Below are 14,660 nucleotides of genomic sequence, written 5' to 3' on the forward strand. Positions count from 1 at the left end.
TCTCTTTTATAAATTTTTCATGCACATCTATGATCTCAATTGCAAGATATTTTAATGTCATGCTAGTCATGAAGTGATCCTGTGCATGTACCATAAGTAGTGAAAGTTCTGTTTTTCCACCATCAGCTTCTTTTTGGATTAATGATGTTTGTATATTATGTGCTTTTGATAATTCTATCTCAGCTTTTTCTATTAACTTTCTTGCTTCAGCTATATCTTCATTTTTAGCACATTGAATCGCTTCTATTGAATAACTTCTAGCTTCTCCACTGTGTATTATAAGATTCATTATTATTTCTTCCATTATGTTTTACTCCTTTTAACTACTTATTTTCTATAAGCTCTAATGCTCTCTTTAAAACCTTTTCTCCATCCATCATTCCATAATGCATCGTATTTATCACTTCTACTGGTACATTTTTATCTGCTAAACTCTTTTTAAATTTTGACAATAAAAATCTTACTTGGGGCCCTAATAGTAATACATCTATATCATTTATATAATTTTTAACTTCTGACTCTCCTGTTGCTTGAACACTACATTCAATCCCCCTTTCTTCTGCTGCTTTTTCCATCTTAGAAACTAATAAACTTGTTGACATCCCTGCTGAACAAACCAATAATATTTTTTTCACTGTAAACGTCCCCCTTTAAACTATATTATTTTCAATATACTAACTATATTTTCTTACACTATTAATATATAGCAATTATAGTGCCAACTTTCAGCATACTTGTAAATTTTATCAAATGTCTTAATACTTGGTTTCAATTATAATTTTTAATGTGTGTTATATAAAAGAAAGTGTGCAATTCACTTTACACACTTTCTTTATTCTTACACAGTAATTAAATTTTCTTTGATCATTCTAAGTATATACGCTAACTCATCATCTTTAATTCTTATTTCATAATTATATTCTAAAACTTGCACAGCTTTTTTGATTAATGTAAATTCCTTGCTATACTTACTTCTGTAATCTTCTAAATTTTTGAATGTAATTTCTTTTCCCCCATGTTTTAATCTGTCTATTAGAAAACTGACATGAATTAATATTCCAATTTGTGCATCATGTTGTATATCGACATTTAAACTTTCTTCTATCTGCTTTATTATTCTTCTAATATCTGAAAGTAATTTTATGCAGTTTAATTCCTTTATCTCATTGACTAACGCTTTTTGTACTTTTAAAAAATCATATTCAATATTTATTAAATATTCTAATTCCTTTATGCCTTTTTCTACAAAAATATCTTGTGCGGGTATAAATGGTACCCCTTTAATAAATATATTTACTGTTCCTACAACCGCTAATATTACATACCTTTTTCTTAATTCACTTACTTTCTTTAAAAAGTCCTCTCTATCTAAAATATCCAGAGGAATAAGTTCTACTCTTTCTATATTTTCCAGACTAAGATTTATTCTTGTTTTTATTCTCTCTGCTGCCCCCTCACCTGTAAAGCATGTCGTAATTATAGCAAGTTCTTTTTCTTCTTCATAATCTTCATTAGACATTTGTATAGATGCCTTTCCTATATCTTTACATGAATAATATATCTCATCTAAATTCCTCCCAATTAAAGCTTTCCTTCCAGCTTCAATAACAGTTAGCGTTGTTACCATATCTATTGTTTTAATTTTAATTCCTAATTCACTTCCGATAATACTTCCAAAGTTAATCAATGATCCCATATCTACTAATATTAAAATGCCTTTTCCACTATTCATTCCTTTGATTTTTTCCTTAGCCTTTTCTAACATGTACTCAGGCTTCATTGTCAGTGGCATGTCCAACGCTTGGATATATTCCTCTCCTATTAGGGAATTTGCTACTTCTGCCATGCTACTGGCTGTACTTATCCCATGCATCATGACCAATATTCTAACAGTTTCTTCTAGCTGTTCATTACTTTCCTCATTATATTCGGATAAAAACATAGTTATATAACCGATTTCATCCAGTGGAACATCTAAAGTAAATTCTTTTTCTATGATTTTAACTATCTCCATTGCTACAATAAACTCGTCTCTATATTGTACCCTAACAACATTTAACTTTGGATGATATATTTTCTTTCCTGAAACAATTCTTTTAATACTCCCTTGCAAATGAAGTGATAGCCCAAAGAAAACCTTTTGTTCAAATTCTCTGCTTAATTTTTTTGATGCTATATTAAGCATTTTTTCAACTACATTCGCTACCTTAAAATCAACAACTTTAGCAATCTCATCTTTTTTAAAATTTGAATTTATGGTACTAATATATTTTTTAAAATACTTTTCCAAATCAATATTCAAAATATCATTAATCTTACTTTCATCGATACCTTGATTTTTTAAATCTTCCATTTTATTTTCTATTATGGAATAAAAGCTGCTATCTTCAGAATCTTCTGATTGGCTAAGCTCTAAATCCAAATTTTTTAATACATTATCTTCACTTGAAAATCTTAAAATATCCGTCATATTTTTTGACAGATTATCTATTTCTTTTCTGTATTCACGAATCTTCATTATTCCTTTTTGAACCTTTGGCTGTAAATCACTTTCATCTATTAAAATATAGTTATTTTTGTTTATTTTGTAATTCAAAAATGCCTTAGCACAAGAAAGTTGAATATCGCTTTTTAGCTGACCTATATTATTAGGGCAATCATATAGTAAAAACGATATAACTGAATTTTTGCTAATATATATACTTTTCCCTAATCGCAATGATTCTGCTACTATAAATTCATTTAATAAATAATATCGTTCTTCAAATGTTCTTTCTCGTAATGGCGGTAAGACTATCATCATAGGAATTCTTCTCATAAAAGTTTTTAATAAAAATGATTGAGGTTGTTCAGTTGTTGCAGCTATAATCTGAACTTCAACCTTTATTTTCTTTTCAGTATCGCCAAGACGCCTGAAATATCCTTTATCAATAAAAGTGAATAACATCTCCTGACCTTGTGGCGATAACCTGTGTATTTCATCAAAAAAAAACATTCCTCCATCTGCTTTCGTTAATAATCCTTCTTTATCACTATCTGCACCCGTAAATGCTCCTTTTTTTACTCCAAATATCTGTGCTACTACTAGTTGTGGATTATCAGCATAGTCTGCACAGTTAAATCTAATAAAAGGTGCATCATTTTCTATCATATTTGACTCTTTAGCAAAACTGTACATAACTTCCGCAAATAAAGACTTTCCGACTCCAGTTTCTCCAAGCAAAATAGTGTGTAAACCTCTAGGTGGATATAATATTGCCGCCTTTGCCTGCTGTATCGGTAGTTTAAGAGATTGCTTAGCTCCTACAAGTTTTTCTAAACTATCCTGCTTTCTAGATAATCTGCCTAATCCATTTTCCAGCATCTCCTTATTATGAGGCTTTGAATCTTTAATACTGCTATATATAACCGGTCTTCCATCTCTTTTATTTACCCTTTTTTCTTTGTATAATCTATTTAAATATCTGCTTATATTAGCTCTATCTAATCCTATGTATGAACTTAATTCTGCTGCTGTTATTCCCCTCTTCTTATCATTTTCAAGTTCTATTAAACATTTTATAACTTCTTCTTTCCTCGTTAATTCTCCCATAAACTTTTCCCTCACTAGTAATAGATAGTTTTATTTAAATCCAAGCCAAATAGCATCGTACATATATTTCCAGTTTTTACTTAATTATATAATACAAATATTTTCACTTGCAAGAACATTGGGAATTTTTATATACCCATAGCAGAAATAATTAGAATAAGTTATACTTAATAAATGAATACTATTTCAAATGGTTAAACTGCTATATTATAAAAATTTAGTAATGGCAGAGATTATATAAAAAACTAAAAAGGAGATAGCTTTTATGCAAGAATTAGAAACTAGAATTGTTGATATCGATGTTGACTCTATAAGAAATATCTTGTTATCAAATGGTGCAGAAAAAGTTAAAATGGAAAATCAAATTAATGACATATATGATTTTGAAGACGGCAGGCTTTTAGCTGAGAAAGGCTATGCACGTATCAGAACAGTAAATGATATGCTTAATAATAAAATTATATATTTCATGACTACAAAGAAAATGTTATCACAAGAAAGATTTAAAGTAATGGAAGAAAATGAAGTAATAATTAATAATAAAAAGATGGGCGAAGGCATCTTTAAATCTTTAGGATTAGTACTCAAAGAATCTAATAAAAAATATAGAGAAAGTTATAAATTACATGATTGCTTAATTGAAATAGATATAAATGATAAAAACTTTTGTCCGTTTCCTTATTTAGAAATAGAAACTACATCTGAAGAGAAATTAGAGAGAGTAGTAAAACTACTTGGATACACACTTGATGATACAACTTCTCAAACTATTTACGATATTTTATCTCAAAGAGGATTACTTAATAAAGTTCCTAAAGGACTTTGATAAGGCACAAAAAGGAGGACCTTATGGAAGGTTATAGTGAAAAATTAAAGTATTTAAATTTACTAGCCAAGCAATATCCTACAATTGCAGCCGCATCCACAGAAATTATTAATTTGGAAGCGATTTTAAACCTACCTAAAGGAACAGAACATTTTTTAGCTGATCTTCATGGTGAATACGAGCCTTTTGTTCATGTTTTGAGAAATGGATCAGGTGCAGTAAAGAGAAAAATTGAAGAGGTTTTTGGTAATTCCTTAATGGACTGTGAGAAAAAAAGTTTAGCTACGCTAGTATATTATCCTGAACAAAAATTAGAAATTGTTCTAAAGGAAGAAAAAGATATAAATGATTGGTACAAAATTAATTTATATAGATTAATTGAATTATGCAGACATGTATCATCAAAATATACAAGATCAAAAGTAAGAAAGGCTCTTCCTAAAGATTTTAGCTATATTATAGAAGAATTACTACATGAAGAAGCAGATAATGCTGACAAACAAGGTTATTATGACGGAATAATGAATACTATTATTGAAATCGAAAGAGCCCAGGAATTTATAATAGCCTTATCCAAGTTAATCCAAAGACTAGTAATAGATAGGCTCCATATAATAGGTGACATATATGATAGAGGCCCAAGACCTGATATTATAATTGATACTCTTATTGATTATCATTCTGTTGACATACAATGGGGAAATCACGACATATTATGGATGGGGTCTGCCTCAGGTAATACAACATGCATAGCAAATGTCTTACGAATAGCAGCGAGATATTCAAATTTAGATGTAATTGAAGATATTTATGGTATAAATTTATTACCGCTTGCAACTTTTGCACTAAAGCACTACAAGAATGATCCCTGTACTGGATTTATACCTAAAAATTCTGATGAGACTGTACACGGAACTTCTGAAATTGAACTTATTTCAAAAATGCATAAAGCTATTACAATTATTCAATTTAAACTTGAACATGAAATAATTACGCGGAGACCTGAATTTAAAATGGAGCACAGATTGCTTTTAAGTAAGATAAATTATAAAGATGGTACCATAATCTTAAACAATAATACTTATGAACTTAATGATAAAAATTTTCCTACAATTAATCCGAAAAGGCCTTTTGAGCTTACAAGTGACGAAAGAAAATTAATCGAAAAATTGCAAAGCTCATTTATAAATAGTGAAAAACTTCAAAAGCATGTTTTATTCTTATTTAATAAAGGAAGAATCTACTTAACCTTTAACTCGAATTTATTATTTCACGGATGCATCCCTTTAAATAAAGATAAAACTTTTAAAAGTATGACTATTAATGGAAAAGAATATCAAGGCAGAAGGCTCTTGGACAAGTTTGACTCTTTAGCTAGAGAAGGTTACTTCAGTAATAGAGGTAGCGAAGAAAAACTATATGGAATGGACATAATGTGGTATTTATGGACTGGTGCCTGCTCTTCTCTTTTTGGTAAAGAAGATATGGCCACATTTGAAAGATATTTTATTAACGACAAGACTACCCATAAAGAAAAGAAAAATCCATATTATGATTTTAGAGATTCTGAAGAAATGTGTAATATGATTTTCGAAGAATTCGGCTTAGATCCATCAGAGTCAAAAATAATAAATGGACATGTTCCAGTAAGAAATAAATTTGGTGAGAATCCAATAAAATGCAATGGAAAATTAATAGTTATAGATGGCGGGTTTGCTAAAGCTTACAGAAGTCAGACTGGGCTCGCTGGATATACGTTGACTTATAATTCATATGGATTGCAATTAATATCTCATCAGCCTTTTAAATCAATTGAAGATGCATTCAGTAGAGAAACAGATATTTTATCATCAACTAAAATAGTAGAAAAATTAGATCGAAAAAAAGTTGGAGACACAGATGTCGGAAAAGAACTTAAAAACCAAATTAAAGATTTAAAATTGCTGCTAAAAGCTTATAGAAAAGGCCTTATAAATGAAATAGGATAAACTTTGCATCAACTTGCGATCTAAAAAAAAGTATTACTAGAAATCGGCACTTCTAGTAATACTTTTTGTTGCTTATTTAATACTTACAGTTCTAAATTCTATTTTATCACTTCTATGGTGTGCTTTTGAATATTCAAATGGCTGACCATTATCTAAGAAGCCTACCTGTTCTACCTCTAATATTGGAAAATTATCTGCTATCTGAAGACATTCCTGTTCCAATTCGTTTGGTAAGATTGCACGAATTATTCTATGACCACTTTTTATTTTTAACTTTAACTCTTTTTCAATATAACTATAAATTGAATTCAATAGAACATCATTTTTAATTCCTGGTATAAGGCTTATAGGCATATACATATATTCAACCACATATGGTTCATCATTAGCATATCTAGTTCTTATCATATAATAAACAAAATCATCACAAGTTATTTTTAATTTAGTTGCTATTTCTTCACTTGGATGAATAACTTCAAAGTTAATAATTTTCGAAGTTACCTTCTTGTCCTTATGAGCTTGAGAAAATCCACCAAATTGTTTTGCTAAGCTTAATTCTTGAACATCATCATCATCAAGTGCCTTTACAAAAGTTCCTGAGCCTCTCCTCTTTATTACTAACCCTTGAATAACTAGTTCATCAACTGCTTTCTTTATTGTAATTCTACTCACACCATATTGTTCACACATCTCTTTTTCTAAGGGTAGCTGTTCATTAGGATTATATTTACCACTTAATATTCTATTTCGTATATCTTCAGCAATTTCCTCATACTTTGCCATAATATTTTTCCCCATTCCTTATAATATAACTTTTTACCTTATTAAGTATATCTTTTCCTTATCTTATTATATACTAAAATCAGCTATTTTCGCAACTTTACCTATTTTTCTTTATTTACTCCATTAATATTTTAACCTAAAAAAGTTATATTTAAATAAAAAAAGCTATATAAAAATAATTTTATATAACTTCAAACTCAAATCATCTGTTTTAATAATAGTTTAGTTTTTCTATTTAATTTTTTCTGCCATCTTTTCATCTATTATTACAATTACGTCTTTATGCAGCTTTAAGATTGTTGCTGGATTATTTGTTGTAATCTTTCCATTCAATAATTCTTTTATTGCATCTGCCTTATCTTCACCTTTTACTAATAATAGTATTTTCTTAGCCTTCATTATTTGTCCAATTCCCATAGATATAGCTTTAGTAGGAACTTCTTCTATCGAATTAAAGAATCTAGAATTTGCTTCAATTGTACTTTGAGCTAAATTAGTTACATGTGTTTCTGAGATTAAAAATTCATCTGGTTCATTAAATGCAATATGACCATTGCTTCCTATTCCAAGAATTTGTAAATCAATTCCACCTAATTCATCTATTCTTTTATCATAGTTTTTAGTTTCTTCGTTAAGATCTTTTGCTAATCCATTCGGAACAAAAGTATTTGATTTATTTATATTAACGTGATTAAATAAGTTTTCGTTCATGAAATATCTATAACTTTGAGGATTTTCTTCTCCAAGTCCAACATATTCGTCTAGATTCACGGTTTTTATTTTAGAAAAATCTATTTCTTTATTTTTATTCATTTCAATAAGATATTTATATAATCCAACTGGAGTGCTACCTGTTGCAAGACCTAAAATAGCCTCTGGCTTTTCATTAATAACTTCTTTAAATGTTTCCGCTGCAACTTTACTCATTTCTTCATAATCTTTAACTACTAGTAACTTCATTGTTTATACTCTCCTTTATTGTTAATTTTTCAAACAAACTCTATATCTATATTTATCTCCTCTTGCTATAGTTATGGTATATTCAATGATTTCCTCTTGCTCATATGCTATTCTTTCAAATTTTAAGGCTGCATGTCCTTGCGGTACCTCTAGATAAACACTTTCTAATTTGTTTATCAATACACTTTCTATCACTTCTTCTGCAGAAGTAATCTGAGCATTGAATACATTCTTAAATATTTCATATAAAGGATTTTCTTCAATCATCTCTTTAGAAAGCTTTTTAAATCTTTCATATGGCAGATATGTTATTTCATATATCATTGGTATATCATCAGCAATTCTTATTCTTGAAATTTTAAATACAAGTTCATTTTCTTCCATTTCCAGTTTTCTAGCCACTTTATTGCTGGCTTCTATAACCTCAAAATTTAATAATTTAGATGTAGGATTCTTCCCATGTTTTTTCATTTCTTCAGTAAATGAAGAAACCTTTATTAAATCTTGCTCTACAACTCTTGGAGATATGAAGTTTCCTTTTCCTTGTACTTTATAGATATATTTGTTTTTTTCAAGCTCGTCTAAAGCTTCTCTGACTGTCGTTCTACTAACATTATATTTTTTACAAATTTCTCTTTCCGAATCGAGCTTGTCATTTTCCTCCATACTAGTTTCTATTTTTTCAATAAGAATATTCATCAATTGAACATATAAAGGAATTGTTGAATTCTTGTCTATTGCATCCATAAATACACCTCATTTAGTTCTAGCAGTTTATCAACAATTATACTCTTACTTATTTGAAAAGAAAATATAAATCGCTCAATTTAAGTAGATTATTTGAAAATATTGTTATAAAAACTAAGTCCAAAGTGGTAATTACCACTTCAATAACAGTATAATTTATTATATGCCCCATGTCAATATATACTTGAAAAACCTTTTATAAATGCGGTATACTTAATACATACAACTGATAATATCCACTTTTCATTAACTACAGATTCACAGTTTAAACTTATAAATTTAATGACGAAAAGTATTCTACATTTCTAAATATTTATGCATGCAAACTATATGGCTTTTAAAATTTATTTATATAAAGGAGGAAAAAAATGTTAATAAAAAATTGTAATATTATTTACTTAGATAGAATAGAAGAAGGTTCACTTCTTGTTGAAAATGGCAAAATCAAAGCAATAAATCCTAATGATTGCGGTGATGAAAATATAATTGATGCAAAAGGGTTATATGTATCCCCTGGTTTTATAGATGTTCACATCCACGGTGCAGGCGGTTATGATACAATGGACGGTACCAGTGAAGCAATTAATACAATTGCCAATACCATAGTTAAACATGGAACAACCTCATTTACTCCTACAACCATGACTGTTTCTATAGATGAAATCAGAAAATCCTTGAAAGTAATAAAAGATTTGAAAACAACTGGTAATGATGGGGCACATATTTTAGGTGTTCATTTAGAAGGTCCTTTCGTAAGTCCCAAAGCAATTGGTGCTCAAAATCCTAACCACCTTTTATCTCCATCAATTTCGGCGTATCAGGATATAATAAAAGATTATGAAGATATTATTGTCTCCATAACACTCGCACCAGAAGTCGATGGGGCTAAGGAGCTTATTAAGTATATAGCTGATAGTGGGGTTATTTGTTCTTTAGGCCACACAAATGCAACTTATGAAGAAATGCTTGAGGCGATTAAATGCGGAGCAAGTCATTCAACTCACCTTTATAATGCCATGACTCCTTTAAATCATAGGAATCCTGGAGCTGTAGGTGCTGTTTTCGATAGTAATATAACCACCGAAACCATTTCAGATGGAATTCATATTTCATATCCTGCTTTAAGAATTGCATATAATCAAAAAGGAACTGATAATGTTTTATTAATATCAGATGCTATGATGGCCTGCTGCATGCCAAATGGAGAATATTCATTAGGCGGGCAAAAAGTCATCGTAATTAATGATGAAGCGCGTTTAGAGAATGGTGCTCTTGCAGGCTCTGTACTTACTCTTGATAAAGCTGTAAGAAATGTATACAAAAATTCAGATATACCACTATATGAAATTGTGAAGATGGCTTCTTTTAATGGCGCTAAACATTGTAAGGTTGATGACCACAAAGGACAAATCAAGGAAGATTATGATGCAGATTTAGTATTATTTGATGATAACATCAATATAAAGAAAGTATTTGTTTCAGGGAAAGAGATATAATAATTCACAAATGCTTTTAGAAAAATAATGAAATTTACTCTTAATAAACAGGTGGCTTAAAGCCACCTGTTTCTGATTTTTGAATAAATTACTCACATCAATTTTAAGAAATTATAAGAAAATTTCATAAATCCTGTACAATAAACATATATTCGATTAATTCATGCTTAAATCCAGTTTATCTGTTGGATATCCATCTATATATAACCATTTATTTAGAAGTATAAAAAGATTTTTTTATCAAATAATATTATCGAAATTAAATTTAAGGAGTGATTTATATGTCATGTAATAAAAGTATAGGATGTTCAGTAAAACCTTGCAAATGGCACGGTGGTAATGAAAATTATTGTACCTTAGAACAAATTAAAGTTGGAACTCATGAATCAAGCCCTAAGCAAAAAGAGTGCACTGATTGTGAATCTTTCCAATTGAGCTAATTAAACAAAAGCAGCTACTGTATTACTTTTCAGCAGCTGCTTCATGATTTTTATCGATTCTTTAACTAATTAACAAATAATATTTAAAAAATTTTTTTATAAAACTATTCTATTATTTTTCTCTTTGGAGATAATTGCATAATGCACCTAATTTATTTGCATCATTCCCATATTCACATGTTTTTATTTCCGGTTTTATGAGTCCCTCTAAACCATGCTTAGTCATTATATCTAATCTTTTATTTATTTCTTCAACATAATTTTTTCTTTCGCTTATTGCTCCCCCTAAGATAATTACTTCTGGATCATAAGTATATTGAATATTGTAAATCCCCATAGCCATCATAAAGTAATACTTATCAACTTCCTTACAGGCAATTTTATCTCCCTTATCACACAATTCAAATACTTCTTCACCATTAAGATCTTCCTCGTCCAAACCTTTTAACTTTGCAACATTTTCTGCTAATGCTTTAGTAGCTCCAATTTTACTCCAGCTTATAAATTTAGGAATTTCTCCCAATTCGTAATTCATTACACAATATCCAAATTCTCCACCGTGTTTATGAATTCCAACATGAATTTTCTTGTCTTTAACTATAGCTCCACCAATGCCTGATCCACAGACTATAAATGCTAAATCATCATTGTCCTTTCCTGCACCAAGCCAGCATTCTCCAAGAGCTGCGCAATTTGCATCATTTTCAATTTCAACATTTATTCCTGTACCTTCTTTTAATATTTCCTTAAGATTAGGTCCATGTATATATGGTATTGCACTTGTACCACCAATTAATCCAGTATCACTATCAACTGCTCCTGGAGCACTTATTGCAATTCCTTTAACATCATATTTTTTCTTCATCTCATTTGCTATCTTAATTAATTCACTAAAAAATTCATCAGCTGTTTTGGCACAAGTAAATTTATTGCTCTCTTTGAATTCTCCTTTTTCAGTAATGACTGACCATTTTGTAGAACTCCCACCAATATCAAAAACCATAAAATTTCTCATTTTATAAGCTCCCCTTTCCAATGCTTTTTAAATTTCAATTTGATATATAAAATAATTATCGCGCAAGAAATTTATTACATATATGTCTTTTAATATAAAACTTTTACATAATTCAAGATGCTGTCTTAATTTAAGACAGCATCGTTATAAATTACTTAAAACCCATTATTTTCTGACACTTCTTTAATCCATCTTCCTGATTTTTTAATAGTTTTCTTTTGAGTATCTAAATCTACCGCAATAAATCCGTATCTATTTTTGTAAGCATTGGCCCATGACCAGCAATCTATTGGTGTCCATGTATGATAGCCAAAACAATTTGAACCTTCACTTATTCCCTTATGAAGATATTCTAAATGTTCTTTATAAAAATCTATTCTATAATCATCCTCTATTATGCCTTCTGAATTTATATACTTTTCTTCGCCTTCAACACCCATTCCATTCTCGGAAATATACCAAGGAATATTATTATAGTCATCTCTTATATTAATTGCAATATCGTACATACATTCAGGATATATCTCCCATCCTCTATAAGGATTCATCCTTCTTCCTGGCATTTCATAATCATCAAAGTACTTATTAGGCATCCATCCATTTGATTCATCAAACTTTGTTTTCTTAGCCTTAGCTCTTCTTGGTTGATAATAGTTTACTCCTAAGAAATCAATCTTATTATTTTTAATTATTTCTAATTCTTCCTCTGTTGATTCCCACATAACCTTATCATTTTTTAATACCTCTACTAAAGATGGTGTAAATTCACCTTTTATTGCAGGATCCAAAAATGAATTATTAAAGAAATCTTCTACAAATCCAGCTGCTTTTATGTCTTCTTCATTTTGTGATCTTGGATATGATGGAGTTAAGTTAAGAATTATACCAATCTTTCCTCCATTTTTATGACATTCTGAAGCTTTAAACTCTCTTATTGCTTTTGCAGAAGCTAAGTTCAAGTTATATAAAACTTGTACTGCTTTCTTTCCGTCTACTATCTTTGGATAATGGAATTTATATAAATATTCTCCTTCAACAACTACCATAGGCTCATTAAAGGTGGTCCAATGTTTAACTCTATCTCCAAATAGCTCAAAACATTTCTTCGCAAAAATAGCAAATAAATCTACCACATGCTTTGACTCCCAGCCTCCATATTTATCATATAATTCAACTGGCAGATCAAAATGATGCAAATTCATGACTGGAAGTAGATTATTCTTTATACATTCGTCGATTACATCATTATAAAACATTACTGCATCCTCATCAACTTCTCCTGTTTCAAAATCTTTCATTAATCTTGTCCACTGAATTGATGTTCTAAAACTATTTAAGCCAATTTCTTTGATTAATTTTAAATCTTCTTTGTAGCTATTATAAAAGTTTGATGCTACATCAGGTCCTACTCCATTAAAAAACACTTCTGGTTCTATATCAAACCAATGATCAAATACGCTATCATGTTTTTTGTTAAATCTTCCTTCACTTTGTGGTCCTGATGTTGCTGATCCCCACCAAAAACTTTCTGGGAATTTATATTTTATACTCATATTTTTCTCCTCCTGCTTCTTATGTTTATTGGCACTTTTATTTTGATAGATTACATATTCTATTTAAGTTAACTGTCAATTGCTAACTATTTAAAGCATTGCTGCTCCAATAAGACCTGCATTATCACCAAGCACAGCTACTCTTATATCTACTATTTTAGGATCGGCAGCCTTTTTCTTTGCACATTCAATAATCTTAGCCAGTAAAAACGTGTTATTTATCAATACTGCTCCGCCAATAACTATAGCTTCTGGGTCAACTACTGCTATTATATTGGCAATTCCTATTGAAATATTGTCTATCCATTTGTCTATTACAAAAATAGCTTTTTCGTCATTCTTTTTATACAAATTAAATACTTCTTTAGTTGTCAATGTTTGTCCATATTGTTCTGATGCTACTCTAGCTATATTTACTCCACTGCATTGGCCTTCCAAGCCACCTTTGTTTAATCCTCCCTGACTGTAATTATCTTCGTTTATTATCATGTTATAGATTTCTCCTGTCTGGCTATGGGCTCCGTTTATGATTTTCTTATCTAATATAAACGCACCACCTACCCCAGTGGAAATAGTTATATAAAATACCGATGTACATTCCTTTGCACTCCCAACTATACTTTCTGCAAGTCCTGCCACATTAGCATCGTTATTAACGTTTACAGGGAGTTTAAGCTTTTCACTTAAATATTGCTTTATATTGAAATTTGCCCATTCCTTTAAATTAACTGGATTTAATAATTTTCCTTCTTTTAAATCTATAGGTCCTGGCACTCCAACTCCAACTTTCTCAATCTCATATTTACTCCATTCTTTTTCAATATGATTAACCAGCTTATCTAAATTATAAGGTGCACCCTTGCTCACTTCATTCTTCACTTTAAAAACATCAATTATTTCACCTTTTTTAGAAATAACTGCAGCTCTTAAGTTCGTCCCTCCTATATCGATTCCAACTAAATAGGACACTTTAAACACCTCCTTAAACTTCTTTATAAATAAATGTATTATTCTTTCACATAATTTATAATTCAATTATATATTAGTATATATAATTATTCAACATATGTCATATCTTTTAATTGAAAAAATATATTTTTTATACAATTAGCCTTAATAAATACATTCTTTCTACATTATTTATTTCAGCATAAAAAACTATATATGAAATAAACAATGTATATTTCCTTCTTTTCATAACACCAAAAATCTATTTTTTATTATTGCATATAATTTCTCTAAGATTAGTACATAGTAAAA

13 protein-coding genes are annotated in these 14,660 nt (G+C 29.5%); 4 read left to right on the plus strand and 9 right to left on the minus strand.

The window, feature by feature from the left end; translation table 11 throughout:
* From CLOBL_RS15225 to CLOBL_RS15235, 3 genes are all read right to left on the minus strand, one after another.
* The coding region (locus CLOBL_RS15225; RefSeq protein WP_143323879.1) for a PTS lactose/cellobiose transporter subunit IIA at positions 1-304 on the minus strand (304 nt) is incomplete at its 3' end.
* 19 nt (positions 305-323) lie between these two features.
* Positions 324-635 (minus strand): PTS sugar transporter subunit IIB, encoded by a 312-nt coding sequence (locus CLOBL_RS15230; RefSeq protein ID WP_077859825.1) that lies wholly within the window; start codon positions 633-635, stop codon positions 324-326.
* Positions 636-838: 203 nt separating this feature from the next.
* Positions 839-3,592 (minus strand): sigma-54-dependent transcriptional regulator, encoded by a 2,754-nt coding sequence (locus CLOBL_RS15235; protein ID WP_077859826.1) that lies wholly within the window; start codon positions 3,590-3,592, stop codon positions 839-841.
* A 265-nt stretch (positions 3,593-3,857) separates the two neighbouring features.
* On the opposite strand from CLOBL_RS15235, the gene CLOBL_RS15240 reads away from it, so the two are divergent.
* Both CLOBL_RS15240 and CLOBL_RS15245 read left to right on the plus strand, forming a co-directional pair.
* The gene (locus CLOBL_RS15240) at positions 3,858-4,418 is read left to right on the plus strand and encodes a CYTH domain-containing protein (protein ID WP_077859827.1); all 561 of its coding nucleotides are present in this window, start codon (positions 3,858-3,860) and stop codon (positions 4,416-4,418) included.
* A gap of 23 nt (positions 4,419-4,441) precedes the next feature.
* Complete coding sequence (locus CLOBL_RS15245; protein ID WP_077859828.1) at positions 4,442-6,406, plus strand: fructose-1,6-bisphosphatase; 1,965 nt, start codon at positions 4,442-4,444, stop codon at positions 6,404-6,406.
* Between the two features lie 72 nt (positions 6,407-6,478).
* Here CLOBL_RS15245 and CLOBL_RS15250 read toward each other — a convergent pair whose 3' ends face one another.
* The 3 genes from CLOBL_RS15250 to CLOBL_RS15260 all read right to left on the minus strand — a co-directional run bounded on the left by CLOBL_RS15250 (position 6,479) and on the right by CLOBL_RS15260 (position 8,896).
* Positions 6,479-7,189 (minus strand): GntR family transcriptional regulator, encoded by a 711-nt coding sequence (locus CLOBL_RS15250; RefSeq protein WP_009168465.1) that lies wholly within the window; start codon positions 7,187-7,189, stop codon positions 6,479-6,481.
* 231 nt (positions 7,190-7,420) lie between these two features.
* The gene (gene nagB / locus CLOBL_RS15255; protein ID WP_077859829.1) at positions 7,421-8,149 is read right to left on the minus strand and encodes a glucosamine-6-phosphate deaminase; all 729 of its coding nucleotides are present in this window, start codon (positions 8,147-8,149) and stop codon (positions 7,421-7,423) included.
* Between the two features lie 21 nt (positions 8,150-8,170).
* On the minus strand, positions 8,171-8,896 hold the full coding sequence (locus CLOBL_RS15260; protein ID WP_009168463.1) for a GntR family transcriptional regulator: 726 nt from the start codon (positions 8,894-8,896) through the stop codon (positions 8,171-8,173).
* A gap of 368 nt (positions 8,897-9,264) precedes the next feature.
* Here CLOBL_RS15260 and nagA point away from each other — a divergent pair, with 368 nt between their 5' ends.
* Positions 9,265-10,392 (plus strand): N-acetylglucosamine-6-phosphate deacetylase, encoded by a 1,128-nt coding sequence (nagA, locus tag CLOBL_RS15265; RefSeq protein ID WP_077859830.1) that lies wholly within the window; start codon positions 9,265-9,267, stop codon positions 10,390-10,392.
* A 281-nt stretch (positions 10,393-10,673) separates the two neighbouring features.
* A complete protein-coding gene (locus CLOBL_RS15270) occupies positions 10,674-10,832 on the plus strand; it encodes a DUF1540 domain-containing protein (RefSeq protein WP_077859831.1) in 159 nt (52 codons plus the stop codon).
* Positions 10,833-10,944: 112 nt separating this feature from the next.
* Here the strand turns inward: CLOBL_RS15270 and CLOBL_RS15275 are convergent, their stop codons facing one another.
* The 3 genes from CLOBL_RS15275 to CLOBL_RS15285 form a co-directional block, all read right to left on the minus strand.
* Complete coding sequence (locus tag CLOBL_RS15275; protein WP_077859832.1) at positions 10,945-11,847, minus strand: ROK family protein; 903 nt, start codon at positions 11,845-11,847, stop codon at positions 10,945-10,947.
* Between the two features lie 155 nt (positions 11,848-12,002).
* Complete coding sequence (locus CLOBL_RS15280) at positions 12,003-13,400, minus strand: glycoside hydrolase family 1 protein (protein WP_077859833.1); 1,398 nt, start codon at positions 13,398-13,400, stop codon at positions 12,003-12,005.
* A gap of 90 nt (positions 13,401-13,490) precedes the next feature.
* Entirely contained in the window at positions 13,491-14,369 is an 879-nt protein-coding gene (locus tag CLOBL_RS15285; RefSeq protein ID WP_077859834.1) for an ROK family protein, read from the minus strand.
* Between the last annotated feature and the right edge of the window lie 291 nt (positions 14,370-14,660).

The organism is Clostridium sp. BL-8 (assembly GCF_002006495.1).
In the GTDB taxonomy this organism is placed as follows: Bacteria; Bacillota; Clostridia; order Clostridiales; family Clostridiaceae; genus Clostridium.